Source organism: Tepidimicrobium xylanilyticum, assembly GCF_900106765.1.
Classification (GTDB): domain Bacteria; phylum Bacillota; class Clostridia; order Tissierellales; family Tepidimicrobiaceae; genus Tepidimicrobium; species Tepidimicrobium xylanilyticum.
The window spans coordinates 16,553-42,624 of sequence record NZ_FNNG01000017.1; the positions used below are offsets into that span (position 1 = coordinate 16,553).

The window sequence follows — 26,072 nt, forward strand, 5'->3', positions numbered from 1 at the left end:
CCCTTTATATTTTAATTATGAATATAAAATACACAATTGCATACATTTTGGAACAGAGGAAATGTAAGTCTCTACTCTAAAACCTTATATACATATCCACCATGTTCTTCAAGAAGTTGAACGGCTTCCTCATAACTGCAATCTTTTTTTATCATGACTATTGCCACTTTAGGTTTATTTTTAGATAACTCCAAATACCTTTCAGCTTCTTTTCTCTCCACTCTTGTAGCTTCCATTATAATTCTTGTAGCTCTATCTATTAACTTGGAATTGGTAGGATTCACATCTACCATTAGATTATTATAGACTTTCCCCAATCCAATCATGGAAGCTGTAGATAACATGTTTAATACCATTTTTTGTGCCGTTCCTGCCTTTAGCCTTGTAGAACCAGCAATTACTTCTGGGCCAACTACCGGTGTAATTGCAATATTAGCTACTTTAGTAATTTTACTATCTTCGTTACAAGTCACTCCAACAGTTGTAGTGCCTATAGAATTTGCATATTCTAACGCTCCTAGCACATAAGGAGTATTTCCATTGGCTGTTAACCCTACAACTACATCCTTTTCAGTTAAATCTATATTTTGAAGATCATCTTTTCCAGCTTCTACATCGTCTTCCGCTCCTTCAATTGCAACAGTCATTGCTTCTAAGCCTCCTGCAATTATTCCAATAACCTGATCATGATCTGTGCTGAAGGTAGGCGGACATTCTGAAGCGTCAAGTATTCCTAGTCTACCACTAGTTCCTGCCCCAATATAAATTAGCCTACCTCCCTTTTTAAAGGATTTTATTATTTCTTTCACAGCCTTTTCTATATTGGGCAATTCTTTTTCTACTGCGTAGGCTACAAGTTTATCTTCATCATTCATAATCTGTAAAATATCAGAAATCGTTTTTCTATCAATTCCTATAGATTTAATATTGGATTTTTCTGTTATTAGATTCATTTGCTCCTCCTATCAATATTTTTTGTTTTCTAATGCTTCTTTTGTAATTCTCAAATGTTTTATAACTTCATCGTAACGTTTGCAGGCTACCCCTATAAAAAGGCTATCAATGACAAATAATTGAGAAATTCTGGAAGCCATAGCGCCACTCCTGAAGTTATTTTCTACATTTGCAGTAAACAATACAATGTCAGCAATATCTTGGATAGGGGACTTTCCATATTGGGTAATAGCTATTGTAGTAGCTCCTTTTTCCTTAGCTATTTTAAGGCTCTCAATTATTTCGACCGTTCTTCCAGTATTTGAAATTCCAATTGCTACTGCCCTTTCATCTAAGTGAACTGCAGCTGTTATTCCAATATGGTGGTCCATAAATGCAAAGGTGGGAATATTAATTCTGGTAAATTTATATTGTGCGTCAAGGGCAACGACTAAAGATGCACCAACACCAAATATATGTATTTTATCACATTTGTCTATTGCTTCTATAGCATCATTTAAGCTCTGGATGTCTAATAAGTTACAAGTATCGTGAATAGCTTGTATGCTACCTGCAGACAGCTTGTCTAATATTGTCTTAGTTGAATCATCTACATTTATTATTTCGTGAAGTATTTTATCTCTTTTTACATTCTGAACGGTATTTAAGGACAGGGCTATTTTCAAGTCCTGATAGCCTTTAAGCCCTAAAGTTTTACAAAACCTTACAATACTTGCTTCGCTCGTCCCACTTTTTTTTGCCATTTCTACAATGGACAAATTCACAGCTTCATTAAGATTGTTTAAAATGTATTTTGCTATTTTTTGCTCTGAGGCTGTAAAACTCTCCATCCCCTGTTCTATCTTAGTTAAAATTGACCTATCCAATTTATCACCCCTGCAACCTTATTATTTTCATTATAATATATGTGAAAATATTTTTCAATAAATAATTAATATTTGTAATGTTTTTTCAATTTAATCATTAAAAAAGACAAGAATGGAAATTCTTGTCTTAATATTTGCTTTTGTGCATGGTGACAGTCATAATAGTTGAAACTCCCTTTTCCACATTGCCCTCTGCTTTTTCAATTGATTTTACTCGTCCTGTGTTAGCAATGACTACAGGAGATACTAAAGACTTGCCCTTATCTTTGAGAAACTCTAAATCTGCCTCTAAAATTACATCTCCTTGCTTTACTTGCTGCATTAATACTACATGCTGTTTAAAACCTTCCCCTTTTAACTTAATCGTCTCAAGCCCAATGTGAATTAAAAGCTCTATTCCTTCTTTGGACCTGACAGCAACACAGTGATTAGCCTTATAAGTGCTAGTTATTTCACCATCAAAAGGGGCTATTACCTTCCCATCGGTAATCTCTATTGCTATTCCATCTCCCAACCTTTTTTCTGAAAATGCTTCATCCTCTACTTCTTCTAATGGGATTATTTTGCCTGTCATAGGAGATAATATGTGAATTGGTTTATTCTTTTTAAAAAAATTTGCCATTTAGTATCACCTCTTCCGGGTTTATTGAAATATAAACCTATATTAATGTTCCTACATATTTTGACATAATTCCATGATATGCGGACTGGATTAAACTGAAAATAAAGATAGAGAATATTACTTTAGTGAAATTAATAGCCCCTATTTCAAATTCCTCAATATTTTAGACTTATCCAAGCACAGGAGTAGTTTACAATAATCCCAATATCTTAGTAAAAAGCTTTCTCTTATTTTTATACCCTATTTTACAGAAAAACATATATTGTCATCAATTTATATCATGTAAAGTTTTGCTGCCTCTATTCAATCCTATATTGCCAAAATTATTAAGAATAAAATATCAAATACTCCTTTCCTTTAAAATCCATCTGATTATATTTTTGTCAAGATTAGATGAGGTTTTATTCCTATTGTTTAATTCTACATATTCTCTAATAATCCTTCTTAAATTTAAGTCTACAGTCCAATAATTTAAAATCTCTATTCCTCTTTCCTTATAGATGAGACTTACTATACAATAGCCAATTACATAGATATTCAAATGCCTTTTGGTAATTGAATTGCCATTCCTCCTTCTTATATTATTTAAAATACTGTTTAAATGCTGGAATTCTTCTTTAACAAAGAGAATATTCCCTTTGGTTAACATTCCCGTTAAATCATCCTTTGCTAAATTGGGACCATGTTGCACCACCAAAGCCATACCCTCTTCAATGATCCGTCCAATAATATCATAGAGGAGTCTATTATCTCTCGATATCATTCTAAAACAATATTTAATCCTATTCATAAGAGTAAGTTTTCGAGCGTGATACATTTCGTGGCTTAATACTTTAATAAACTCCTCCCTATCCCCGAAATATTTTCTATAATTTATGAAAATTTCTTTTCTATTGAGAGTAAATGCACCGTCTATTCCTCCCCAATAGAGATATATGCTAGTTCTTATTTGTATATCCTTTGGAACTATCTCATAGACTTTCTCCTTGGCTTCCTCTATAATTGAATTTGAGTTTTTCAGTATGTTTTTAATATCTATTTCCAATTGTTCTAGATTATTCTTTAATATATAAAAATCATATACATCCTCATATTCCTTATCTTCAATAACCCTTTTAATTTCATCTTTTAAAGGACTAATTAGTCTAAACCTTCCCATACTTTTTTCATGATTAATAAATTCTTTTATCCCTTTAGTCCGCATAAGAGATCGAAATAAATCCTTATCTAAATTATCCTTTTTAAACATTTTAATCATTAGATCTATCGATTCCACGTTTATAGCCACCATATCCCCCATTTCCAATAGCCTCAATTAAATATATGACTACTAAAAATGGGATATGAATGCTTATTCCTTAGAAACCTCTTCAATCCATCTCTTCAATTGATCTATTCTTTCCATTGCTTCCTTATAACCTTGATTATATAATTCCTCTAACTTAGTTATATCCTTTTCCAATCTGTTAACTTTCAAAGGTGCTATTGGCCTAAATACAAAAGCATATCCTTCCTTTTCCAGTATATTAATCTTTTCTAAGGCCTTATTATATTTAATGTGTCTGGCACTAAGTGCTTTGAGTATATTAGGATACTTTTTTAGATAATGCTTTGAATATGGCCCTAATCTCTGTTTTTTCTTTACATATCCTCTATTTCTAGTTAGAACTATTACATTGCAAATATTCCCATCTTCAATAGATTTTTCTATAGGGATAGAGTCGGTAACACCTCCATCATAATAGAGTTTACCATTAATTTCAACTGGAGGAGAAAATATAGGCAAGCTACTCGATGCCCTCAATACCTTATTGATCATCTTCTTATCCCCATCCAATTGGCTCTTATCAAAGTATACTGGTTCTCCTGTTTCCACATCCGTTACACAGATTTTAAATACGGTTTTAGAATTAAAAAAAGTCTCATAGTCAAAAGGAACTAATCTATTTGGCAAGGTATTAAATAAGAAGTCCATATTAAAATAGCCCTTTCCTTTAATAAAATATTTTAATCCTGAGTATTCTTTATGGGATACATAGTCTACAAAAACGATTTTATTCCTGTCCTTTTGCTCTGCTATAAAATTAGCTGCGTTATTCGCTCCAGCAGATACCCCTATTATATAGGGAAATTTAATCCCTTCATCCATAAAAGCCCTTAGAACACCAGAAGTATAGGCTCCTCTCATGCCACCTCCTTCAAGAACCAGACCAAACTTTTTTGCCATTTTATCACCTCCAATATTATTATGAACTTAAGATAAACCTTCTGCATAAAATGTATTTGAAGGGAGGAGTCCATATATGAGTTTCAATTATAAAATAACTGCATACGCAAACATCAGAGGTGGAAATTTAGCTCCTAATATATATGGTAACATATTTTTTGATGATGTGGCGGGAGGGACTGAAGTATATATAGAGGTATGGGGACTACCCTTATACCAACCTGCAAAAAATGGTAAAGAACCAATAGGCCCTTTCGGTTTCCATATTCATGAATTGGGTGTTTGTGAAATAACTGACCCTGAAAATCCTTTCCAATCTGCTGGTGAGCATTATAATCCAACTAATCAACCCCATGGAAATCACGCAGGGGATTTTCCTGTAATATTCTCAAATAATGGCTATGCTAGGATGAGTTTTTTTACTGATAAATTTAAACCAAAGGATATTATAGGGAAATCAGTAATAATTCATCAAAATCCCGACGATTATAGAACCCAGCCTTCTGGAAATGCAGGGAAAAGATTGGCTTGTGGGGTTATATGTAGGCTTTATTGATATTAAAGGTCAGATTTATCATCTGACCTCTAATCTTAATTCAATACTATAATATTAGAAATATACGACTCATTGCTTTTATCAATGAAGATTTCCTTTACTAATTCAAATCTATTCTCGATACTATATAAACCTATATTCTCCTGGTTTCCTATTATCAACAAATTCCCTATTATACCTGCAAATTCAGTCTTCCTATCTAATTCTATAGTCTCAGTTTCTTGAGTATTTTTATCTAAAATGGTTATTTTATTTCCTTCATACATGATTAAATCATGGTTTGTTATTATTATTTTATCCTTATATTGAAGAATATCATTTGGAAATTCTTCATTTATATCTATTGCTTCAATCTCATTAGTTTCAATAGATATTTTTAAAATCATAGTTCCTGGTTTCTCATCCTTTGTTACCATTACATTAGCATACAAATAATTTTCGTCATTGGAAAATTTGTATTGCCCTGTACCATATTTAGTAATATCTCTTATATCTAAAAGGTCTAATTCCTCGTTATAAATGTAAATATAAAATTTGGGTGATGAAGTTTGCATATTTGAACTAAAGGCATACAATTTCCCTTTTATTGCTACTATTCCGCTTATATACTCGTCCTCTATAACCACTTCTTCTAACCTGGAATCCCTCCTACTTAATTTGGATATATGAGTATTTCCATTTAGAGTATTTATTGTATAAATGTAATCCTCACTAACTGCAATATCGTTTAATGCTATATTATTAAATGGATATTCCGTAATATTGAAATCTTCCCTATTTAAACTTATTACCTTTTTACTATCCTTTCTATTTCCCAACCCTTGAGGTATTAAATATATTTCGTTGTTATAATAAACTGGATTATGAAATGGAGAGCCTAACATTGCATATTGTAACTTTTGTTCTGAAATCTTATTTAAATTTTCATCATACCAGTGAATACAGCTTTTATGCTCATTAGCTGTCGTTTCTATTACTCCAATTTTAATTTCCTCTATACCTTGGTAGTTAAAATCTTCTGCCTCATATCTGTGCCAATTTATAATAGCTAAAATCACTATCATTCCTATAATATAAACTATACTTTTCATATTCATAACCTCACTAAAAAATCTAACCAAAGGACATAGAAAAGCCCTTTGGCTAAATCACATTTATCTTTCGTATATTTTTATAGTATTGCTGCTGTTTATTAACTCCATCGGATGAATTGCGACTCCAAAATCCGATGTATCCAAATTGATCCCATAATTATCTAAAAATGCTGCATATATTAATTGAGAACAATAAAATTTATTTCTAGTATAAGGATTAAGGTAGTTCCAATTATATGGTTTACCTATCTGTTTGTAGCACCAATCAGCTGCTGTTTCATCCTGTGCTATAGTGGTTCCTTTAACGGTCACTCCATAACAGGTTTTTCTTGTTTGGTACCAATCATTGGCTCCTGTCGTTACACCTTTTGCTAAGGATTCAACTACCGTTCCATAGCTATAAACAATTGCTGCATGTCCCGTTGGAATTATACCTTTATATTTATCTTTTGTTACAAGTATAACCCCTTTTCTCCTTGGATAAGTTCCCATTGATTGTTTGCTATTTAAACTACTTATCCCTTTATCAAGCTCCAACTTCTTTTTATCAACCTTCTTTTCCAATTTCTCGACTTCATCTTCTGTAAATACTTCTTCAGCTGTTAAATAGTTTTCTTGCTCTGCAGCAAAACTAATACCAGGTAACAGTAATAATATAACTAAAACTATCGCTGTCAATTTCTTAATGTAATTTCTCATCCTCCTCCCCTCCTTTAAGGTTGTGATAGAATATTTTGAATTTTTCGCTAACTTATTTATACCATATTTTTTTCTTTTGAATTTTATGACAAAATTTTTGATCTGTTTATAATAAAAAAGAACCCTTATTTAAGAGTTTACAAACTAAAAACAGAGTATAATAATTTTTAAACTAAAAGCAGAAAATCCTTAAAAATTCAAAAAGGATTTTCTGCTTTTTTATTAATTTATTATACTTTGTCTTCAGTCTGATAGGTTTATAGTTAACAATATAACTTTAAGCCTATAAAAATTATATTCATTACAAAATACCATCTTTGTAAAACAATTAAGCTATAATTTATTACTCCAAGTGATATTTATTTATAAAATATACTCCTATTATAAAGCATGGAACTTTAATTATAAAAGTAATATAATTCATAGGTTCTACCAGATGATCATCCGTAACACTTCCTGTTAATAAAAATGGATATATTATTACTAGTATACTTAAAATTAAGCTAACTTTTTATTCATATTTACTACTCCTTGCTTATGATAGATTTTACGTCTCTTAAGTAAATACTACCTAAAACTCTATCATAGAAGTTACCTTATCTAGAAACTTCAAAGTAAGCAGTTACATTTTCTCTTACTCCTATTCGCCCTCCTCTGGTAATCTTGACGCTTCCAGAAGAATATAATAATCCTAATACTGAATAATATATCCTTGATGGAGATTCTAGATTATAATAAACTTCTCCATAAACATCAATTCTAAAAATAATGATAAAACTTTAGTTGCTTTTCTCATAACTTTTAGCATATTTAACACCTCATATAGCATTATAATTTATGTTCAAAAGGTCATCATGCTAAGCATTATATTCCTACTTAAAATAATTTATTTACTAACCTTCATAGCTAATTTTTCTATCGCATCACCACATACTCTGTATACTGTCCATTCATCCATTGGAATTGCACCCATTTGTTTATAGAATTCTATTGCTGGCTCATTCCAATCCAAGCACCACCATTCCAATCTTCCGCATTTTCTCTCAACACACAATTTTGCAAGAAAAGAAAGCATAATTTTACCTATTCCCTTACCTCTCATTTCAGGTTTGACGTATAGATCCTCCAAGTAAATACCTGGTCTTCCTAGAAAAGTAGAAAAGTTGTGAAAGAATAATGCAAAAGCTACTGGCTTATTATCATATTCCCCAATAATAACCTCCGCCATCTTTCTTTCAAATAGAGATTCTTTTAAGATTTGATCGGTTGCTACCACTTCATTAAGCATTTTTTCATAATCAGCCAATTCTTTTATAAATTCTAAGATCAGTGGTACATCTTTTTCTTCTGCAAATCTTATCTTGAAATTATCTAAACTAGTATCTATTAACATTAATATACCTCCTGTTGTGTAAATAAGTGTTTTTTACTTAAATGTTTAGTTTAAGCAAATATTATTCTAGAAATTTAATATATGAATAACCGTTATCAGTAGGGTCTGATTTTTTGAATCCAAAACTTTCGAATAATCTTTGTGAAGCAGTATTATATGATTAAATTTCTCTAACCTTAAGTTCTTTTAAAGCTAAATCCTTTGCTCTTAATATCAATGCTTCTATAACTTTTTTACCTATACCTTTACCACGGTATTTTTTAGCACCTATAACCATGGACATATCATCTTTACAAAACGTAACATCCCCAATTGGTATAAACCCATTATTTTCTCGTATTTCTATAAAATATAATTCACCAATATTGTTTAGATACTCATACATTCTCTTTAAAGTAACATGATCATATTTCTCTACATTGGGCCCATCAACCAATTTTACTGTTTCCTCATTTTGATACCATTCTAATGCAAAATCATATTTACTATCAAATTTCCTTAACCTTAATTCATTATTAATATTTATTACTTCTGATTGTTCAGTACCTAAAATGGGTATACCAATCCTCCCTTTAATTTTACTTATAGTCATAATATATTTCTACATAAACATATAATTTCCTTCTAAAATTAACATTAAAAAAGAGTTAATCGGTAAATTATCACAGTTAACTCCTTTTACATCCTCAATATTAGTACTCAATACTGACGAATATATAATTTGGATGAATTATTAAAATAGCTCGTCAAGTAATATATAATAATTGATCCTTTCCCAGTCTGGTTCTATACCTAAATATTCAAAAAATAAATCTATATATTTATCAGTTTTAAATTTATTTTTAAAGGACCTGACTGCTAATGCAATATCCTGATATATATCCGCTATTCCTCCACGCCCTAAGTCTATGAAGCCACTTATCCTATTATCCTTTCTAAAAAATATTAGCCAAAGTATAATCCCCATGAGTAAATGAAAGTGTTTGATTTTTAGGTTTATTGTCTTTTAAATACGTTAGTAAATCCTCTAGGGAGGAAAAGCCATTATTTACTTCCCAATCAGATGTATCTACTAAGTTATTTTTAATATTATAATAAAGCAAGCTCCAGCTTTTTTTCTAATCTAGCATCAAAGGGACAATTATCAATTGAAATTGATTGTAACATCTTTATTCCATCAGCCAATAATTTTGCAGTCTCCTCTGGCCTTCCTAGATAATAGGCAGAATATAGCATGGGCTCTTTAATTTCAGTGATCAATAGAAAATCATATCCTTCATTAGAACTATAATATACTATTTCAGGAACTGGTAATTTTCCCTTAAGCCAACCCTTCCCTCTTTATTTCATAGCTGGATTGAATCTTCAAATAATAGGTTGTTTTGTTATTATAATACCTTAGCACTTTAAAATTTGACTTGCCTATATCATCTCCTTCACATCTCATCCCCTTAAGTATATCTTTTAACTCTTTAGGATATTTTATATTTTATATTTTCCATTGCTACCTCCCTTCATTACCAAAATTCATTATATATATTCATTAAAAAGCACCTTGAAAGCTAATGGTCTTTTAATCACTATACAACAAACTATTATAAAAGTTCTTAAATCTATCTATATCTAGTTTAAAAGTTAGGGAGTCGTACATATTTCCTTTTACAAGTCCATAGTTCTTTAAGCGTGTCAATTCAATAAAACCAATTTTTCTAGCTAATTTAACCATTCTACAATTACCCAACCAAATCTGTGTATAAATTTCATTTATGCCATTGGCAACAAAGCAGTTTATAAATGCTACTAAAGCTAACGATTATCTCCTTCAATGGAGGCAGGCCGTGGTCTATTAATAAATTTTAATTTCTCATATAGGTTCCACGCTTTAACATTGTCAGGATGGTGTTCAACATATACCTTTCTAGCCTTCCCTTCTTCAAAGACTTTAGCTATAATAGGATAATGCTTTTAAAGCAATTCCCTTCCCACCTGCAGAAGGCATTAATTTGATATCGAACACATCTATTCTGGTATCAATGTCCACGTCATAAAAAGTTTCCCCACAATAAGTACCATTTTCTAAATAGATAGAATAATGACAACGATATGGTGGTTTTATTGCCCTTTTAATCCATTCTTGAAGCTTATCTATAGTAATTCCTAAACCATTAGGAAAACCAACAAATTTCTTGACATGGCCATTATTTCATAACCTTTCAATGTGTTCCAAATCACTATGGGTAGTTACTTTAATAATAACTTTTAAATTCTTCAAAACATTCCCTCCAAATATTTCAGTTTGGAGGGTTAATATCTGTGGTTAAGTATTAGTATAAAGATATATTGTTTGCCTATTTACTCATATTTCACAAAACCCAGTTTGCTTTCTAATGTTTCTCCAGTCAAAGGGTGAATATTCATAATGAATCCGGTTTCACCATAACGACCATTCTTGTTTTCGTCAAAGTATTGACTATCCATTGCTATATGCTTAATATGACCACATATAACACAGTATCTGCTGCCTTCATATAGATGCTTAATCCATTCTAAAGTACACTCTAGATTTAAGAAGCATTCTTTAATCCTTGGAGCTTTAATAGAAATACTTTTTCAACCGTTAATCCACTTTCTGTTATGTCATCAAGTACATATTTATTATTTTCAATGGTCTTATGGCATTTATCTCAAATCTCTCTATTAGGAAAGTTAATGCAAAACTCCTTATCTCTTATAATGTTTTTTATTGTATGGCCATAATTTATTGGAATACCGGACATTATGCAGAAGTGACCTCCTCCATCTCCTGAAAAGGAAGACCAGGAATGTAAGCATACATTAGGCAAACCATTTTCTTTGTAGGTTGTAATTAAAAATATAGGCATTGGTACACCTATAAGATACTCTACCCAATTAAAAACTTCATACTGTCACGCTTGTGGTTTTTGATTTTCAAACTCATATTTCATAATATAGTCCTCCTACAATTTACAACCACAATTGATCAACATTACAATCAAAAAGCAATTTATACTACTTCCATGGACTTTACATCAGAAATTAATTTTTGGTTTTATATCCTACAGATTAAAATCTAAAGGGTTCAATGTATAATTATAACTAGTCTTAAAAATATCGTAGAATTAAACGAGTATTTCAGATCATTTATAAGGTTATTCTTATTTATGATAAACAATGTTTTTTGTTATATTCCCTTATTATCTTCTATTCTTTTAATTGGAATACTGTTTACTTTACAAATAAGTTCATCAACGTTCCTAGAAGATTAGACAGCATTGTTAAAAGTAATTAAAAATCACCATATTTTATCTAACTTGTTTGCATAAAACTTAATGGCTCTTTTATACCTATTTATATTCTCATCATAGGATGTTTCAGCAATACAAAATAATAATATTTCCATTGCTTTAGAGTATTCTTTCATATTATATAATGTCATTGCATAGAAAACTTTCATCGCTTCATCCTGAGGAAACTTATCTAATCCTTCCTCAAAGGTCTTTTTCGATTTTTCATATTCTCCTAAAGTTCTATATGTACTCCCTAAACCTAAATAAGCTCCTCTCAATTCTTCATCAGGCAATCCAATTGCAATAGCCTTTTCATAGTATTGTACTGCATCTTTTTCTAATCCAAGTGCATCAAAGCTCCATGCACAATGGTAGTTAATCATAGGGTCATCAGGACACTTATTTGCAAGACTTACTAATAGCCTATTAGATTCCTCCAGCTTCCCTTCTTTTCTTAATTTAATTGCTATTTCTAAATCTTTCATAGTTAATCCCCTCACAACCAAATATATTACATTTAATATTATATCCTTTATCCGCATGCTTTCCCACAATTTCAATTATATAACATAAATTTAAAAGTTAATCTACTTTATAAATTACAAACCCAATTCTTTTATAAAGCAAAAAACAACCTTTATCTTTAAAGACAAAGGCTGTTTCTTTATCCTCTCAATAGTCATAGTATAATATATCTTTAACCATTTCAGACCTAATTTCCCAAATATTAGCTTGTACTCTAAATATATCCCATACATCTATTTCGAATATCCTCATCCAACTATCCATAATCCTTTTCCTCTCTTCTGGATAAAAATGGACAATCCTATCATCCATAACAGAAAAAGCATCTTTAAAGCCTTTCCTCTTTATATCTTTTAAATATTCTTCCCTATCCTTTTCATCCTTTGGTATATATAAGTGATTAAGTACATAATCCCATTTCATCCCATCAAAATAAATAACCTCAGATTCATCTACCTCTAGTACATAAACAACTGTATCCTTAGTAGGCCTTAACATGTTTTCTTCACTAATAGAACACCAAATAGGAAACTCTACCCCTTCAGGTTTTGGAACAATTTTGCTTGCATTAGATGTAAACCAATTGTATAGTTCAATAATATAATCTGCTATTTCTTCAAATTTCTCATCTAGATGTTTCTTTTTAATTCTAATTAAACTATTATTTTTTAAGTCTTCTAAACTTCTAATATCCTGTCTAGTCCAAAGGGTAACTTTTTTTGTGTTTTCTGATACTGAATTCATTATCTTCACTTCCTTTTGAAAAAAGTGACAGCAGAATTTACTTCTACTGTCCTTTTATAAAATAATGAATTTTACGTCCGGTAAAGCATTTTGCAATTGCATTCCAATACCTGCTTTTTCTTCCATTCCTTGATTTTGAGAACTCCCCATAACAATATGGGTAATACTGTTTGATTTTGCAAAGTTAATGATAGTCTTTAATACATCTTTCGACCTTAATACTGTTAAATCGGCTCCTGCCTTTTTAGAAACATTGAACAAATATTCTAAAGCCTCTCCATCATTTGCATATTCTAAAAAGTTTTCTCTTTCGTTAACTACATGTATTACATAAAGTTTATCTTCCTTAGATTTAATTAATTTATAACCTTCTAAGATCAATCTTTCACAGGTTTTCTGCTGAGTTACACAGACCATGACCTTAGCTTTTTCCATATGAAATCCCCCTTTAAAAGAGTGGCGCCTATTACATTATAACATGAATTGATTAAAAAAGTATTGATTATAATATAATTTATTAAGTTATGAGACACTATTTAAACTAAAAATAGGATAGGCTAACCTACCCTATTCTTCATCAATCAGCTCTTGTTCTCCCATTTCCACTAATTTTTGAGTCATTAGCCCTCCTACAGGCCCGGCTGTAAAAATATTAGTTACAGGATCTAGTTCTTTCTTATTTTCTAAAGCATCTGAAATTCCTAATTCATTAGCTAATTCAATTTTCATCTCGTTTAATGCTTTGATTGCATTTGTATCTATAGGTCTTTTTCCCAATTTTATCACCTCATAAAATAGAATTCTCTCCATTTTATTTTATCTAATAACGTAAAATCAATACCATCCAATTTGAGGAATTTAGGATAGTAATATATTGTTGTTAAATATAAAATTAAAAGACCAGGCAAAACCTGATCTCATTTAATATTTTAAAACTTGAAAAGCTTCAGCAACTTTTCTTGCAAAGCTCAAAGGATCCTCTATAGAAAAAAAGTGAATATAAAACAACCTAGGTTTATCAAACAGCCAATGATTGTGTAAAGCTGTTACTTCTATATTTCTTTCTCTTAAGGCTGATATAAAAGGATTTATTTCTCTTTGCAATATCACTGTTTCCCCTAAATTAAGAGTTCTACCTCTACTATCCATAGATTCAAAAGAAAACAGTGCTGCAATTACAAGTGGACTCCTTGTGGGTCTTCCTGCAATTTTTTGCAAACACAGCCCCAGAAGCTTTAAATGCTCTCTCGCCATCTATAGTCGCATTAGGACAGAGAGCCATGTTTACCGCAGCTATATGGGGAGCAATATTGGTATATATAATCGATAACCAGTTAGAAAAAGCAGTTAAAGTTTCTTTTGTAGCAATAATTTTATCAGCCATAGGCCTTATTCATGCACCGAAACTTGCTATCCTTTACAATTATAAGTCCGCCTTGGCCTATTTAATTATGGGTATAATATTATGGGGCTTTAGCATAACCCTAAAGGATGTAGAAGATGAAAATGAATCTTTAAGAAATACGATGACAGATTAGTCTACTAAGTAGCCTTGAGGAAGTAGAATTTAAAGCATTTAATGCAAAAACCAAAATTCTTAGGATTTTTTTCATTTTATAATTCTTAAGCACTTTTATTTTTAAGTAAATTATTAGATATTTCAGCAAGCTAGATTCAAATCAATGCTATATTAGAGAAATAGCCTAAATATCAATTATAAATTTAGTAAGAAAACAGTTAAGCTATTATATTTTAGCACCTTAACAATCACTCTTGTATACTAAAACATATGAAAAAAGGGATTTTCACAGAATTAATATATATTTTCATCTCAAATTAAATCCCAATCTGTAAAGTTATTGATTTCTATATTGTTAGAACTTTTCAAAAAACAAAAAGCCGCCAAAGCGGCTTATTATCAATGGCGGGAGTATGTGGGAATCGAACCCACCCAAGAGGCTCCTAACCCCTCGTACTGGTTTTGAAGACCAGAGGGCACACCAGCACCCATCTACTCCCATACAAAAGCGGTAATGACCACTAATATATTATAGCATTTATTTCATTGATGTCAAGTATGCAAGAATTTTGTAATTTATTAATTCAGCATGTCAAATTGAAGCAAATATTATTGTCAAATCTATTTATCTTTGGATTTTTTCCTAGTTAAGGATAATCCACCGAATCCGCTTATTATTGCAATATAGAATCCAAAGTCATACCACCAACCTGTATTTGCTGGTTCATAGATTCTTATTTGAGGATTGAAAATACTTATTATCAGGGAAAAAGGGGCAATCCAACCATGCCATATTCCTGATAGAAATCCCGCAGGATCTGAATTAGTATATTCTCCATTTCCAGGCATACATCCAGTAATTAACATTGAAGTTATAATGATCAAAAGTAACAATACAATATATTTCTTGTTCATATAGTCCTCCTTTTCATATTTACTCAATTGTAGCTTCTATATTTATTAAGCTCATATATCTATATCATATTCTTTCATTTTATTATATAAAGTCTGCCTTCTAATTCCTAAAAGTTCTGCTGCTTTACTCTTATTACCTTTAACAAAGTGAAAATCGGAATGAGAGTCTATATCAATAAAACCCGGACTTACAATATAGCCTTTTGCATCTATGACTTTCAAGGCATCTGAATCTATATATCGAGATGTCTCTTTTATATATCCATCTTTAATGCCAATATCAGCAAAATATGATCCTTTGCCTGAACCATCTATAACTTCTCCACTTTTTATGATTAAATTATACATAGGCCTTCTCCTCTCTGGTAATTCTAATACAACATAGTTTATTAATGATATTTTACCATATAGTCTAAAACCCTGCAATTTACTGAAATTTCATATTAGTCCTATGTGTAAAATAATTTGACAATTCTATTCCCTCCCAAAGTAAAATGCTGTACACTTTTTTAAGATTGATATAACTTATCTTAAATATAATCATCATTTATTTGAATTTTCATATTTTTCTTTAATTGTAAAACCCTAAATCTAAAGGCTTATAGCGAGAAATTTAAGTTCAAATATTATTTTCCAACATGATGGAATAGTAATTGCATCATAATACTTGTAAATCAAATTTTAATCCTTTTTAGGAGGTTATTATACGAGGTGGGGTAAATATATTTGAAGTATTAACTATTGTTCCTAGAGGAATGATGGTTGCAGCTCAAATGACCTTCTTCATATTTATAGTGGCAGGCTCATTTCAAATTATTACTTCTACTGGTGCTATAGAAGCAGGAATCCATAAAGTAGCTAATATGTTAATATGTTTGTATTCTCTTTAACTGGAGCTTTTTTAGGCTTTGCAAAGGTCATTCAACTGAAGATGTAAGAAAGATTACAGGAAAATACTGGATAAGGATATTAGGAGAAACTCTAAGATAAAGCCATAGGATAATTTGTAACCTATGGCTTTATTTATTATATTTCAATACCCTTTCTTGCCACTACTCCTTTGTTATAATAGTGTTTAATCTCCACCATATCCGTAACTAAATCTGCAATTTGGATTATCCTTTCATCTGCATATCTGCCTGTAATTATGACCTCAACATGAGAAGCTTTTCCTTTAATCGTTTCCAACACTTTCTCCACAGTAAATAAATTGTAATACAATGCTATATTCAATTCATCTAAAATAACCACATCAAAGTTTCCTTCCTTCAAAATGACTTTACATTTATTAAGCCCAGCTTTTGCCAACCTAATATCTTCCTCCTTCGGGGCCTTATATATGAAACAATCCCTTCCAAATTGTTCTATAACTAGGTTAGGCAAATAATCTACACTCTTAAGCTCACTGTATTCCATTCCCTTTATGAATTGGCCTATGAAAACCTTTTTACCAGCACATATAGCCCTTAGGGCCAACCCCAACGCAGCAGTAGTCTTTCCCTTTCCATTTCCAGTATATACATGTATATATCCATTATCCATTCGCTATTCCTCCCTAGAATTGGTATTTTCATTATAACATATAGTTCATGATTATTTTATAATCCAAAACATGTTATGGACTATTTAAATAATTTTGATAATTCAGATAGCAATGCTATAATTTAATTATAAACCATATTGAATTATAACATAAGGAATTATGAAAAAAGCAAAAAATATGAGTATCTAACTAAAGGGGGAATAATATGAAACTTAGATATGTAAAGGTAAACCCTGTAGAAAATATGACTATATTTGTGCTGGATCCAGTTCCTAGGAAATTCCACATGAAAATCGCCAATAAACTTATGAGTTATAACAATATTCATGGAGAACAGGTAGGGTTTATAGAGAGGGAACAGGACCTCATAAGGCTTCAGATGATGGGTGGAGAATTTTGTGGTAATGCTTCTAGGTCTCTAGCAGCTTTCATAGTATATAGCCAATACCCCAATATAAAAAAGATAGATCAAGTATATGAAGTCACTATAAAAACCTCAGGCATAGAAGGCATTATTACTTGTAAGGTTACTCCTACAGAAAAGGGAAATAGTTTTTTCTCAGAAATTAACATGCCACTACCCCTATTAATTAAAGAATTTCATTTCAAAGAAGGCAATAATAGTATAAAATCGATTAAAGTTAGTTTGCCTGGTATAATTCATTTCATTGTAGATGCCAATAAAGTACAAGATAAAGATAGTTTTTTCAAAGTAATTAAGAATGAAATGGATAAAGAAGAATATGATGCCTTTGGAATCATGTATTACGATAGAGAAAGCAATTTCTTAACCCCATTAGTATATGTAAAAAACACTGATAGCCTTTTTTGGGAAAGAAGCTGTGCCTCTGGAACTGCAGCATTAGGAGCAGCCTTGGCCTATGAAAGCGAAAGCTCCATATCAAAAGAAATCCAGCAACCTGGTGGTAGCTTAGAAATTTCTATTGACTGGAAATCTAATAATATAGACTCCATTAAGCTAGATGGATTAGTTGAAATAGTATCAGAAGGAATAGCATATTTATAATTAAAAACACCCTAGATATAAGAGCTTTCCCGCATCTAGGGTGTTTAGTATTAAAATCCAATTTATAAAATCATTGCTGCAATTGTTCCAAATATTAATAAAGGTATATTAAAGAAGGTAAATGTTGGAACACAAGTATCCCATATATGATCATGTTGGCCATCTGCATTTAAGCCAGATGTAGGTCCTAATGTACTATCTGAAGCAGGTGAACCTGCATCTCCTAATGCTCCAGCAACACCTACAAGAGCTATAGTTGCTGCAGGACTAAATCCCAATTGGATGCATAAAGGTACATAAAATGTGGCTATAATAGGAACTGTACCAAAGGAAGTGCCTATACCCATTGTTACCAACAATCCAATTAACAACATTAATATAGCTCCTAATAATTTACTACCGCCTATTAGTTCTACTGAGCTATTTACTAAAGCTTCTACAGCTCCAGTTTCCCTTAATACATTACCATATCCAGATGCAACTAACATTACAAAGGCTATAAAGCCCATCATTCTAATTCCGCCATCCATTAAATTGTCAATATCTTTAAACTTGAAGGAACCAAATAACAACATTACTAATAGAGCAGTTAATATTCCTAAAGCTAAAGAATCCGACAATAATTGAACTGCAAAAGCTACTATAGCACCTATTAATACTCCTACTTCTTCCTTGGTCATGTTTGAACTTTGTTCTTCATCGGTCGCTGCAATTTCGCCAAAGCTAATATCTTCATATTCTCTTGGTTTTCTATAAGCTATAAATATAGCAAGTAACAAGCCAATAATCATACCTACCCCAGGTATAAGTAAAGGCTTCCAAATCATTTTAGTAGTTACTGGCATTCCATTATCAATAAGTGCATCCCTTATTGTGTTGTGGAATATTAAACCAAACCCAACAGGTAACATAATATAAGGAGCTTTTAAGCCAAAGGTTAAAGCACATGCAACAGCTCGCCTGTCGATTTTCAATTTATTCATTACTCCAAGAAGTGGTGGGATTAAAATTGGTATGAATGCAATATGCACAGGAATTAAGTTTTGCGAAAAGCATGAAATGAAAGCAATTATCAACACAAACAATACTCTTTTATCCTTTAAGCTTTTAGACAACTTTATTACTAGTCTATTGGCAATACCACTTTTATTGATGGCTACAGCCAAAGCACCTAATAAAATATAACTAAGAGCTGTTTCTGAATTCCCACCCATACCAGCAATTAATAATGAAATGCTTTCCGTCATACTTATACCTGAAAGAACTCCAGCAACGAGGGCAGAAATTATTAATGCTATGATTACATTTAGCTTTAATAAGCATAAAACTGTCATTACAAGAACGGATACAACAACAGGCATATAATTCACCTCACTCTAATATTATTTTTGAATAATGCGAATCTAATTAATACTAAATCAATGAATTAAAATTAGCCTTTTAATCACTCCTTTCTTAATATAGAATATCAGGTACAGCAAAGCTGTACCTGCTGCAAAACATTAAAATACCATTTCACCTGCTGCATCTTCCACAGATTTAATTATTTTTCCGTCTGTTATAATATCTTCACATTTATTAATGTCTTCATAAAGAGGTCTATCATCTTCAAGTTTTTCTACATATTGTCTTACAAGTTCATAAGCAGGTTTTGTACCTACTCCCAAACCTTTATTCCCTCTTAAATCTATGGCTTGACACGCTGCCATTATTTCCATAGCAAGCACTCTTCGTACATTCTTCATTATCTCCCTTGCTTTCCTTGCTGCAATCGTCCCCATTGAAACATGGTCCTCTTGGTTAGCTGAGGATGGAATTGAATCTACACTTGCAGGGTGAGCTAAAACTTTATTTTCAGATACAAGAGCTGCTGCAGAATATTGAACTATCATAAATCCTGAATTCAATCCACCTTTTTCCACCAAAAATGCTGGAAGTCCGCTTAATGCAGGATTCACCAACCTTTCCAAACGCCTTTCAGAAATATTAGCTATCTCAGCTAATGCTATTCCTAAAAAGTCAAATACTAATGCCATAGGCTGACCATGGAAGTTACCTCCTGAAATGCCCTCCTTAGTATCATCAAATACCAGTGGGTTATCTGTAACGGAATTTATCTCTATTTCTACTTTTTCTTTGATATAGTTGATGGCATCTTTGCTTGCACCATGAACTTGGGGCACACATCTTAAAGCATAAGCATCCTGAACTCGGATTTCTCCCTGTTTTGTAGTCATGTTGCTATCTTTTAACAATTGCAATATAATCCTGGCTGTATCAATCTGCCCTTTATGAGGTCTTAATTGATGAATCCTATTATCTAGGGCATTAACTACTCCATTTTGAGCTTCAAAGCTCAATGCAGCTGCTATATCTGCAACTTTTAATAAGTTAATAGCATCATATACTGTAAGAGCCCCAACAGAAGTCATAGCTTGAGTCCCATTTATAAGGGCAAGGCCTTCTTTAGATGTTAATTCTATAATGCTTATCCCCGCTTTATTCATAGCTTCCTTGCCAGACATTACTTCTCCCTTATATTCAGCTTTACCTAATCCAAGCATAGGTAGAACCATATGAGATAAAGGAGCTAAATCACCGCTTGAACCTAATGAGCCTTTCTCCGGTATAATAGGATGAACTCCTTTATTAAGCATGTCAATTAAAGTTTGTATAGTTTCAATTTTAACACCAGAATAGCCTTTTGCCAAGCTATTTATTCTTAAAAGCATAATACCTCTGACTATTTCAGTCTCGAAAGGCTTTCCTGCTCCAACTGCATGGGATACAATTAAATTTTCTTGAAGGAGCTTTGTTTCTTCCTTTGATATAGTCACATCGCTAAATTTCCCAAAACCAGTTGTTATTCCATATACTACTTCACCATTTTCTACGAATTCGTCAACTGTTCTTCTAGATTTCAGTATGTTTTCCTTTGCTTCTTCAGAAAGTTCCACTTCTTTGTACTCCCTACAAACTGCCACCACGTCTTCTATTGTCAAAGAATTCCCTGTAATAATAACTTTGCTCATTTTTTAACCTCCTTTAAAAAAATATCCAATATTTGTCATAGTATTAATAATTTTCCGAATTAATCGACTATTCTCGCTATTTATATATGCAAGTTTTATACCTATACATAAATCTTATTTTTATGAGTTTCTATAATTCAATACATGGGCTAAACTCAATATAAATGTTTAAACTAAAAACACATTATGTTCATATTTATAGTAATAAATAATTTGGGCAGTGTTTGAATCTTAAACATTATGTTTAAAATTCAAACACTGCATCATTTCAGAAAGTTTATTTATATTTCTCATCTACTAACTTCTTAATTAACTCTTCATTAGGCATAAATGGAAGGGTAATATGGTCTGTATCCTTAAATTGATTATTATATTCTATTACAGTTTCCATTGCATTCTCATTTCTTGCCCAAGACCTTCTTGCTACTCCTACCATAACATCCCATGGTATGGCAGTCTTTATTATATTGTCAACCCTCTCACTTCCATCTAATACTAATCCAAATCCTCCATTTATCGATTTCCCTATTCCTACTCCTCCACCGTTGTGTAAGGCTACTAAACTCATTCCTCTAGCTGCATTACCAGCAAAACAATGGGTGGCCATATCTGCCATAATGTTACTTCCATCATAGATGTTAGCTGTCTCTCTGAAAGGTGAATCGGTTCCTCCTGTATCGTGATGATCCCTTCCGAGCATTACTGGACCAATTTCTCCCTTTCTAACCATTTCATTGAATTTTAAGGCAATATTCCTTCTTCCTAACGCATCTTGATAAAGGATTCTTGCTTGGGTACCTACTACCAAATTGTTTTCTTCTGCATCTCTTATCCATACCCAGTTGTCTCTATCTTGTAATCTTCTATTTGGATCAATACATTCCATAGCTGCTTTATCAGTTTTTATTAAGTCTTCCTTTTTCCCGCTTAAACATACCCATCTGAATGGCCCATAGCCGTAGTCAAATAGCATCGGTCCCATTATATCTTCTACATAGGATGGAAATATAAATCCTTCACTTTCATCTCTTCCGTTCTTAGCTATTTCTTTTACTCCTGCATCGAATACCGCTTTCATAAAACTGTTTCCATAGTCGAAGAAGTAAGTGCCTCTATCTACTAATTCCTTGATTAGTCTAAAATGCTTAGCTAGAGATTTATCTACCAATTCCTTAAATTTCTTTTTATCAGTGCTTAACATTTTAGTTCTTTCTTCAAAAGTTAATCCTTGTGGACAATATCCTCCATCATAGGGGGCATGGCATGATGTCTGGTCTGATAGTAGATCTATCCTTATATTGTTCTCTACTGCATACTCAAGTAAGTCTACTATGTTTCCATAATATGCTATTGCTATGGTTTCTTTTTTATCCATATATTCCTTTGCAACATCAAAAACTTCTTTGATGTCGTCTATCACTACATCTATCCAACCTTGTTCTAGTCTCGTTTGTATTCTTGAGTAGTCTACTTCTGCTATTATTCCTACTCCTCTTGCTATCTTTACTGCTTTACCTTGAGCCCCGCTCATGCCTCCTAATCCTGAACTTACAAATAAATGGCCTCTTAAATCCTCTTTTATTCCTAGTTCCTTTCTTCCTGCATTTAATATGGTATTATATGTTCCATGAACTATGCCCTGAGGTCCTATATACATCCAACCTCCTGCTGTCATCTGACCATAGTTGGCTACTCCCATTGCTGTGGCCTTTATCCAGTGGTCTTGGTCATCAAACATTCCTACCATCAATGCATTGGTTATTATTACCCTTGGACTACTTGGACTTGAATTGAATAAGCCCAATGGATGGCCTGATGCTACTACTAATGTCTGATTTTCTGTTAATTCCTCTAAATACCTTTTAATGAGTTGATATTGCATCCAGTTTTGGCATACTTGCCCTGTTTCTCCGTAGGTTACTAGTTCATAGGGATATAAAGCTACTTCAAAATCCAGATTATTGTCTATCATAACCTGAAAAGCTTTTCCCTCTAAACATTTCCCCTTATATTCATCGATAGGTTTTCCATAGATTCTTCCTTCAGGTCTAAATCTATAACCATAAATTCTACCATAGGTTAACAGCTCATCTAAAAACTCTGGTGCCAATTCTTCATGCCATTCTTCTGGTATATATCTTAATGCATTCTTTAAGGCAATTTCAGTTTCCCTTTTGGTTAAATTAAACTCCCTTTTAGGTGCCCTTCTTATCCCTTCAACAAATTTGGGCATTGGTGGCAATTCTTTAAATACATCCGTGAGCTTAATAGTCATAGATTCTGAAATCTTTTTATTGTCAATCATTCTATTACCTCCCGATTTAAATTCATATAATTTTATTTAAAATTATATACTTGCAATTTTTATGCCAATTTAAAAACTATAAAAAATCAACCCTTTTGCACACTTTATTTTTTGGTTAATATTTGATAAGCAAAAAGTGTTTGATTATCAAACACTTTTTATTTGCCCTAATTTATATAATAGTTCATTTTGAATTATTTTATTTCATTTTTCAACATCTATTAATCTCTATTTTCCTTCCTTTTTATACCTAATTTTCTCATTCTATATATTAAACTCTGCCTTGTAACTCCTAATTCTTTCGCAGTTTTTGTTACATTCCATAAATTGCTGTCCAAGGCTTCTAAGATCATTTTTTTCTCTATACTATCCAATTTTTCTTGTAGTGTTAAATTTGAACCACTTTGGATTTCATAGTAATTGCCACAATTGGCCTTCATCATATTTATTAAATATTTTGGTGCGTTCTTAGCCCTTAAATACTTATCATTTACATTAGTCCTAATCATTATGCTGGCAATAAAATGTTCAAGTTCTCTTACATTTCCTGGCCAGCTGTAGTTTTTCATAATCTCCTTTAATCTATCAGTCATATATATTACATTTTTGCCCATAATTAAATTGCTTTTCTTAATGAAATATTCTGATAGCTCAAATATATCATTTTCTCTTTCTATAAGAGGAGGGATATAAAGACAGTATCCTGCCAATCTATAGTATAAATCCTGTCTTAGCTGCCCATTTTCTATTAACTGAAAGGGATCTTCATTTATGGCACTGATTATTCTACACTTAACCGGGTAATTCTGACTTCCACCAATCCTTCTAACGATTCTTTCCTGTAATACTCTCAATAATTTGGCCTGCATGTTCACTGGCATATTGTGAATCTCGTCTAAAAATAAGGTTCCACTTCCCGCTTGTTCAATTAAGCCTGGGGAATCTAAAGCTCCTGTATAAGCTCCTCTAACCGTTCCAAATAAAGTACTCTCAAGGAGATTTTCTGGAATAGAAGCACAATTTACTCCTATAAACGGTTCAGAATTTCTATTTCCGTAGTTATGAATGCTTTGAGCAAATACTTCCTTCCCTGTTCCTGTATCTCCAACTAATAATATATTGTTATCTATCCAAGCAACAGATTGTGCTTCCTGTATTAATTTCTTCATTACATTACTTGAACCAATTATATCTGAAAATGTAAATTTCGTACCATTGGGGTTAATATCATCTGACTTAAGAATCCTCTGTCTAAAGAATTCATTTTTCATTTCAGTAATTTCAGATAGTAAAAACTGCAATCTAGTTTCATTTTTACTTATTGAATATACTCCGATTATTTCACCGTCAATTTCTATCGGAAAGGTACTATATAATTTATAGACAGGTCCATCTTCGTTATAAGCATGGGCTTTATACCTCTTTGTAATGGGGCTGCCGCTTTTTAGCACTCTCATATGTTCAGATTTATTCTTATCGAAATATTCATAGGCTTCCCATATAAATTTGCCAACCATATCTGAGGCTTTCCTCTTTTCCAATTCTTCCATAGCTCTATTATAAATTATTATTTTGCCATTCTTATCCGTTAAAAGTACTCCATCATCAAGGTTATCAATAATTTTTTCCAAACACAGTAGCTTGTCTTCATAGTTACTACGATTTAGTCTTTTATTGGATATTGCATTAACCGATGATCTATTTTCCACAAGTATCCCTCCATAAGTTAAATATATCAAAGCATAAATTGGTGTGTCAAGCTGTTGGCAAAACTATATTTAGAAATAGTATTTAAATATGTTGATTGCTTATCTTAGCAATTACTAATGAAAATTTAAAACAGCAAGTAAGCTCCTTTCGTATCATAAAGATATATTGCATGAGATGTTAAACAAAGTTATAGACTTAATTAGCATATATAAAAGTAGATAAAAATATCCCTTCATGCTTAAATGCATCACACCATAAAATTAAGAAGAAATGCTAAATTTTGCGTAAAGTTGCCTATATTAGATGTAACGTAAAAAATATATAAAGTAGTAACTGTACCTCCAGTGAATCAATCATGAGAAAAAATATCATATTTAACAAGTCAGAATATTGATATAAAAGTACTTAAAAACATAGAAATTGGATTCTATTTTAAGCAGATTACTAATATGTCATTAAAGTAGAATAAAAAGCTATCTTTAAAATAGTTTCAATTTAATTTATAGTAGTTAACTTAATAAAATAATGCAAAAGGTCATTGTACTGTAATTAAGCCTTTGACCTAATTTACAGATACAATGACCTAGTAAAAATATTAGAATACTAAATAAAATTTGATTTATACTAAATTAGTTAATATTTTTTGACAGATTAGAATAATTTTAAATTGTTTAAAGCACAAACTTAGGTAGTGTAAAATAATTTGTGCTTTTAGGAAATAAAATTCTCTTTTCTGGCAAGAATCTAAATAAGACCAAAACTAGAAAGGAGAATTTTTTATGGCAACTTTACCAAAGGAAGTTTTAAGAAATATGATAGTAGATGGAGATTTAAAAACAGTAAATGATCTCCACACATATCTTAAAGAAATGTTTAAAGATGCACTACAAGAGATGTTAGAGGCAGAATTAGAGGTAGAATTAGGATATGTAAAAGGAGATAAAAAGAACAAAAATACAGATAATCGTAGAAATGGTACTACGAAAAAGACTGTAAGCACTCGTTTTGGAGAAATTGAGTTAGATATACCAAG

Annotated in this window: 29 protein-coding genes and 1 tRNA gene; 5 read left to right on the top strand and 25 right to left on the bottom strand. The window is 31.6% G+C overall.

Annotated features, from left to right (window positions below; translation table 11 throughout):
• Window positions 1-71 precede the first annotated feature (71 nt).
• The 5 genes from murQ to BLV68_RS13575 form a co-directional block, all read right to left on the bottom strand.
• Window positions 72-953: an N-acetylmuramic acid 6-phosphate etherase gene (gene murQ, locus BLV68_RS13555; RefSeq protein ID WP_093754723.1), complete on the bottom strand. Its 882-nt coding sequence runs from the start codon at window positions 951-953 to the stop codon at window positions 72-74.
• A gap of 12 nt (window positions 954-965) precedes the next feature.
• Window positions 966-1,820: a MurR/RpiR family transcriptional regulator gene (locus BLV68_RS13560; protein WP_093754725.1), complete on the bottom strand. Its 855-nt coding sequence runs from the start codon at window positions 1,818-1,820 to the stop codon at window positions 966-968.
• A gap of 127 nt (window positions 1,821-1,947) precedes the next feature.
• Window positions 1,948-2,442, bottom strand: coding sequence for a PTS sugar transporter subunit IIA (locus BLV68_RS13565; RefSeq protein ID WP_093754727.1), 495 nt, complete (start codon window positions 2,440-2,442; stop codon window positions 1,948-1,950).
• Window positions 2,443-2,782: 340 nt separating this feature from the next.
• Window positions 2,783-3,730 carry a DUF5700 domain-containing putative Zn-dependent protease gene (locus BLV68_RS13570; RefSeq protein WP_143035291.1) on the bottom strand — a complete coding sequence of 316 codons (948 nt, stop codon included), beginning with the start codon at window positions 3,728-3,730 and terminating at the stop codon, window positions 2,783-2,785.
• Between the two features lie 63 nt (window positions 3,731-3,793).
• Window positions 3,794-4,669 (bottom strand): patatin-like phospholipase family protein, encoded by an 876-nt coding sequence (locus BLV68_RS13575; RefSeq protein WP_093754731.1) that lies wholly within the window; start codon window positions 4,667-4,669, stop codon window positions 3,794-3,796.
• Between the two features lie 76 nt (window positions 4,670-4,745).
• On the opposite strand from BLV68_RS13575, the gene BLV68_RS13580 reads away from it, so the two are divergent.
• Window positions 4,746-5,225: a superoxide dismutase family protein gene (locus BLV68_RS13580; RefSeq protein WP_093754733.1), complete on the top strand. Its 480-nt coding sequence runs from the start codon at window positions 4,746-4,748 to the stop codon at window positions 5,223-5,225.
• A gap of 35 nt (window positions 5,226-5,260) precedes the next feature.
• Here BLV68_RS13580 and BLV68_RS13585 read toward each other — a convergent pair whose 3' ends face one another.
• The 12 genes from BLV68_RS13585 to BLV68_RS13635 form a co-directional block, all read right to left on the bottom strand.
• Window positions 5,261-6,316 carry a hypothetical protein gene (locus tag BLV68_RS13585; protein WP_093754735.1) on the bottom strand — a complete coding sequence of 352 codons (1,056 nt, stop codon included), beginning with the start codon at window positions 6,314-6,316 and terminating at the stop codon, window positions 5,261-5,263.
• Window positions 6,317-6,379: 63 nt separating this feature from the next.
• Complete coding sequence (locus BLV68_RS13590) at window positions 6,380-7,018, bottom strand: YiiX/YebB-like N1pC/P60 family cysteine hydrolase (protein WP_093754737.1); 639 nt, start codon at window positions 7,016-7,018, stop codon at window positions 6,380-6,382.
• A gap of 886 nt (window positions 7,019-7,904) precedes the next feature.
• Window positions 7,905-8,411: a GNAT family N-acetyltransferase gene (locus tag BLV68_RS13595; RefSeq protein WP_200773799.1), complete on the bottom strand. Its 507-nt coding sequence runs from the start codon at window positions 8,409-8,411 to the stop codon at window positions 7,905-7,907.
• Window positions 8,412-8,571: 160 nt separating this feature from the next.
• Complete coding sequence (locus BLV68_RS13600) at window positions 8,572-9,003, bottom strand: GNAT family N-acetyltransferase (protein WP_093754739.1); 432 nt, start codon at window positions 9,001-9,003, stop codon at window positions 8,572-8,574.
• A 141-nt stretch (window positions 9,004-9,144) separates the two neighbouring features.
• The gene (locus tag BLV68_RS16365) at window positions 9,145-9,378 is read right to left on the bottom strand and encodes a phosphotransferase (RefSeq protein ID WP_093754741.1); all 234 of its coding nucleotides are present in this window, start codon (window positions 9,376-9,378) and stop codon (window positions 9,145-9,147) included.
• A 122-nt stretch (window positions 9,379-9,500) separates the two neighbouring features.
• On the bottom strand, window positions 9,501-9,671 hold the full coding sequence (locus BLV68_RS15520; protein WP_159428708.1) for a hypothetical protein: 171 nt from the start codon (window positions 9,669-9,671) through the stop codon (window positions 9,501-9,503).
• Window positions 9,672-9,984: 313 nt separating this feature from the next.
• Window positions 9,985-10,137, bottom strand: coding sequence for a hypothetical protein (locus BLV68_RS15525; RefSeq protein WP_159428709.1), 153 nt, complete (start codon window positions 10,135-10,137; stop codon window positions 9,985-9,987).
• Window positions 10,138-11,724: 1,587 nt separating this feature from the next.
• Window positions 11,725-12,204, bottom strand: coding sequence for a tetratricopeptide repeat protein (locus BLV68_RS13615; RefSeq protein ID WP_093754745.1), 480 nt, complete (start codon window positions 12,202-12,204; stop codon window positions 11,725-11,727).
• Window positions 12,205-12,391: 187 nt separating this feature from the next.
• Window positions 12,392-12,988: a DUF3841 domain-containing protein gene (locus BLV68_RS13620; protein ID WP_093754747.1), complete on the bottom strand. Its 597-nt coding sequence runs from the start codon at window positions 12,986-12,988 to the stop codon at window positions 12,392-12,394.
• 54 nt (window positions 12,989-13,042) lie between these two features.
• Complete coding sequence (locus BLV68_RS13625; protein WP_093754749.1) at window positions 13,043-13,423, bottom strand: universal stress protein; 381 nt, start codon at window positions 13,421-13,423, stop codon at window positions 13,043-13,045.
• A 132-nt stretch (window positions 13,424-13,555) separates the two neighbouring features.
• The gene (locus BLV68_RS13630; RefSeq protein ID WP_200773800.1) at window positions 13,556-13,765 is read right to left on the bottom strand and encodes a small, acid-soluble spore protein, alpha/beta type; all 210 of its coding nucleotides are present in this window, start codon (window positions 13,763-13,765) and stop codon (window positions 13,556-13,558) included.
• 144 nt (window positions 13,766-13,909) lie between these two features.
• Window positions 13,910-14,206 (bottom strand): DUF1259 domain-containing protein, encoded by a 297-nt coding sequence (locus tag BLV68_RS13635; RefSeq protein WP_234949930.1) that lies wholly within the window; start codon window positions 14,204-14,206, stop codon window positions 13,910-13,912.
• Between the two features lie 62 nt (window positions 14,207-14,268).
• On the opposite strand from BLV68_RS13635, the gene BLV68_RS13640 reads away from it, so the two are divergent.
• Window positions 14,269-14,526, top strand: a complete 258-nt coding sequence (locus BLV68_RS13640) for a hypothetical protein (RefSeq protein WP_143035292.1) — start codon at window positions 14,269-14,271, stop codon at window positions 14,524-14,526.
• A 384-nt stretch (window positions 14,527-14,910) separates the two neighbouring features.
• Here BLV68_RS13640 and BLV68_RS13645 read toward each other — a convergent pair.
• The 3 genes from BLV68_RS13645 to BLV68_RS13655 all read right to left on the bottom strand — a co-directional run bounded on the left by BLV68_RS13645 (window position 14,911) and on the right by BLV68_RS13655 (window position 15,770).
• A tRNA-Sec gene (locus BLV68_RS13645) sits at window positions 14,911-15,007 on the bottom strand.
• Window positions 15,008-15,128: 121 nt separating this feature from the next.
• The gene (locus BLV68_RS13650) at window positions 15,129-15,422 is read right to left on the bottom strand and encodes a hypothetical protein (protein WP_093754755.1); all 294 of its coding nucleotides are present in this window, start codon (window positions 15,420-15,422) and stop codon (window positions 15,129-15,131) included.
• 51 nt (window positions 15,423-15,473) lie between these two features.
• A complete protein-coding gene (locus BLV68_RS13655) occupies window positions 15,474-15,770 on the bottom strand; it encodes a helix-turn-helix domain-containing protein (RefSeq protein ID WP_093754757.1) in 297 nt (98 codons plus the stop codon).
• Between the two features lie 407 nt (window positions 15,771-16,177).
• Between BLV68_RS13655 and BLV68_RS16155 the strand changes: the two genes are divergently transcribed.
• The gene (locus BLV68_RS16155) at window positions 16,178-16,312 is read left to right on the top strand and encodes a hypothetical protein (RefSeq protein WP_268807644.1); all 135 of its coding nucleotides are present in this window, start codon (window positions 16,178-16,180) and stop codon (window positions 16,310-16,312) included.
• Between the two features lie 136 nt (window positions 16,313-16,448).
• Here BLV68_RS16155 and BLV68_RS13660 read toward each other — a convergent pair whose 3' ends face one another.
• The gene (locus tag BLV68_RS13660; RefSeq protein WP_093754759.1) at window positions 16,449-16,964 is read right to left on the bottom strand and encodes a cob(I)yrinic acid a,c-diamide adenosyltransferase; all 516 of its coding nucleotides are present in this window, start codon (window positions 16,962-16,964) and stop codon (window positions 16,449-16,451) included.
• A gap of 206 nt (window positions 16,965-17,170) precedes the next feature.
• On the opposite strand from BLV68_RS13660, the gene BLV68_RS13665 reads away from it, so the two are divergent.
• Complete coding sequence (locus BLV68_RS13665) at window positions 17,171-17,992, top strand: diaminopimelate epimerase (RefSeq protein ID WP_093754761.1); 822 nt, start codon at window positions 17,171-17,173, stop codon at window positions 17,990-17,992.
• A gap of 62 nt (window positions 17,993-18,054) precedes the next feature.
• Here the strand turns inward: BLV68_RS13665 and BLV68_RS13670 are convergent, their stop codons facing one another.
• The 4 genes from BLV68_RS13670 to BLV68_RS13685 all read right to left on the bottom strand — a co-directional run bounded on the left by BLV68_RS13670 (window position 18,055) and on the right by BLV68_RS13685 (window position 25,038).
• Window positions 18,055-19,353 (bottom strand): Na+/H+ antiporter family protein, encoded by a 1,299-nt coding sequence (locus BLV68_RS13670; protein ID WP_093754763.1) that lies wholly within the window; start codon window positions 19,351-19,353, stop codon window positions 18,055-18,057.
• Between the two features lie 141 nt (window positions 19,354-19,494).
• Complete coding sequence (gene hutH, locus BLV68_RS13675; protein WP_093754765.1) at window positions 19,495-21,024, bottom strand: histidine ammonia-lyase; 1,530 nt, start codon at window positions 21,022-21,024, stop codon at window positions 19,495-19,497.
• Between the two features lie 277 nt (window positions 21,025-21,301).
• Window positions 21,302-23,329: a urocanate hydratase gene (locus tag BLV68_RS13680; RefSeq protein WP_093754767.1), complete on the bottom strand. Its 2,028-nt coding sequence runs from the start codon at window positions 23,327-23,329 to the stop codon at window positions 21,302-21,304.
• A gap of 221 nt (window positions 23,330-23,550) precedes the next feature.
• The gene (locus BLV68_RS13685) at window positions 23,551-25,038 is read right to left on the bottom strand and encodes a sigma-54 interaction domain-containing protein (protein WP_143035293.1); all 1,488 of its coding nucleotides are present in this window, start codon (window positions 25,036-25,038) and stop codon (window positions 23,551-23,553) included.
• A gap of 780 nt (window positions 25,039-25,818) precedes the next feature.
• On the opposite strand from BLV68_RS13685, the gene BLV68_RS13690 reads away from it, so the two are divergent.
• Window positions 25,819-26,072 (top strand): transposase (locus BLV68_RS13690; protein ID WP_200773569.1); only part of this gene is annotated, 254 nt, incomplete at its 3' end.

Coding starts and splice junctions, on each gene's coding strand:
- BLV68_RS16365 (WP_093754741.1), bottom strand. CDS start 9,378: ATGGGGATTATACTTTGGCTAATATTTTTTAGAAAGGATAATAGGATA.
- BLV68_RS13580 (WP_093754733.1), top strand. CDS start 4,746: ATGAGTTTCAATTATAAAATAACTGCATACGCAAACATCAGAGGTGGA.
- BLV68_RS13670 (WP_093754763.1), bottom strand. CDS start 19,353: ATGCCTGTTGTTGTATCCGTTCTTGTAATGACAGTTTTATGCTTATTA.
- BLV68_RS13665 (WP_093754761.1), top strand. CDS start 17,171: ATGAAACTTAGATATGTAAAGGTAAACCCTGTAGAAAATATGACTATA.
- BLV68_RS13655 (WP_093754757.1), bottom strand. CDS start 15,770: ATGTATAATTTAATCATAAAAAGTGGAGAAGTTATAGATGGTTCAGGC.
- BLV68_RS13660 (WP_093754759.1), bottom strand. CDS start 16,964: ATGGATAATGGATATATACATGTATATACTGGAAATGGAAAGGGAAAG.
- BLV68_RS13615 (WP_093754745.1), bottom strand. CDS start 12,204: ATGAAAGATTTAGAAATAGCAATTAAATTAAGAAAAGAAGGGAAGCTG.
- BLV68_RS16155 (WP_268807644.1), top strand. CDS start 16,178: ATGATGGTTGCAGCTCAAATGACCTTCTTCATATTTATAGTGGCAGGC.
- BLV68_RS13625 (WP_093754749.1), bottom strand. CDS start 13,423: ATGGAAAAAGCTAAGGTCATGGTCTGTGTAACTCAGCAGAAAACCTGT.
- BLV68_RS13595 (WP_200773799.1), bottom strand. CDS start 8,411: ATGTTAATAGATACTAGTTTAGATAATTTCAAGATAAGATTTGCAGAA.
- BLV68_RS13640 (WP_143035292.1), top strand. CDS start 14,269: ATGTTTACCGCAGCTATATGGGGAGCAATATTGGTATATATAATCGAT.
- murQ (WP_093754723.1), bottom strand. CDS start 953: ATGAATCTAATAACAGAAAAATCCAATATTAAATCTATAGGAATTGAT.
- hutH (WP_093754765.1), bottom strand. CDS start 21,024: ATGAGCAAAGTTATTATTACAGGGAATTCTTTGACAATAGAAGACGTG.
- BLV68_RS13590 (WP_093754737.1), bottom strand. CDS start 7,018: ATGAGAAATTACATTAAGAAATTGACAGCGATAGTTTTAGTTATATTA.
- BLV68_RS13620 (WP_093754747.1), bottom strand. CDS start 12,988: ATGAATTCAGTATCAGAAAACACAAAAAAAGTTACCCTTTGGACTAGA.
- BLV68_RS13600 (WP_093754739.1), bottom strand. CDS start 9,003: ATGACTATAAGTAAAATTAAAGGGAGGATTGGTATACCCATTTTAGGT.
- BLV68_RS13575 (WP_093754731.1), bottom strand. CDS start 4,669: ATGGCAAAAAAGTTTGGTCTGGTTCTTGAAGGAGGTGGCATGAGAGGA.
- BLV68_RS13680 (WP_093754767.1), bottom strand. CDS start 23,329: ATGATTGACAATAAAAAGATTTCAGAATCTATGACTATTAAGCTCACG.
- BLV68_RS13650 (WP_093754755.1), bottom strand. CDS start 15,422: ATGAACAAGAAATATATTGTATTGTTACTTTTGATCATTATAACTTCA.
- BLV68_RS13565 (WP_093754727.1), bottom strand. CDS start 2,442: ATGGCAAATTTTTTTAAAAAGAATAAACCAATTCACATATTATCTCCT.
- BLV68_RS13585 (WP_093754735.1), bottom strand. CDS start 6,316: ATGAAAAGTATAGTTTATATTATAGGAATGATAGTGATTTTAGCTATT.
- BLV68_RS15525 (WP_159428709.1), bottom strand. CDS start 10,137: ATGGTTAAATTAGCTAGAAAAATTGGTTTTATTGAATTGACACGCTTA.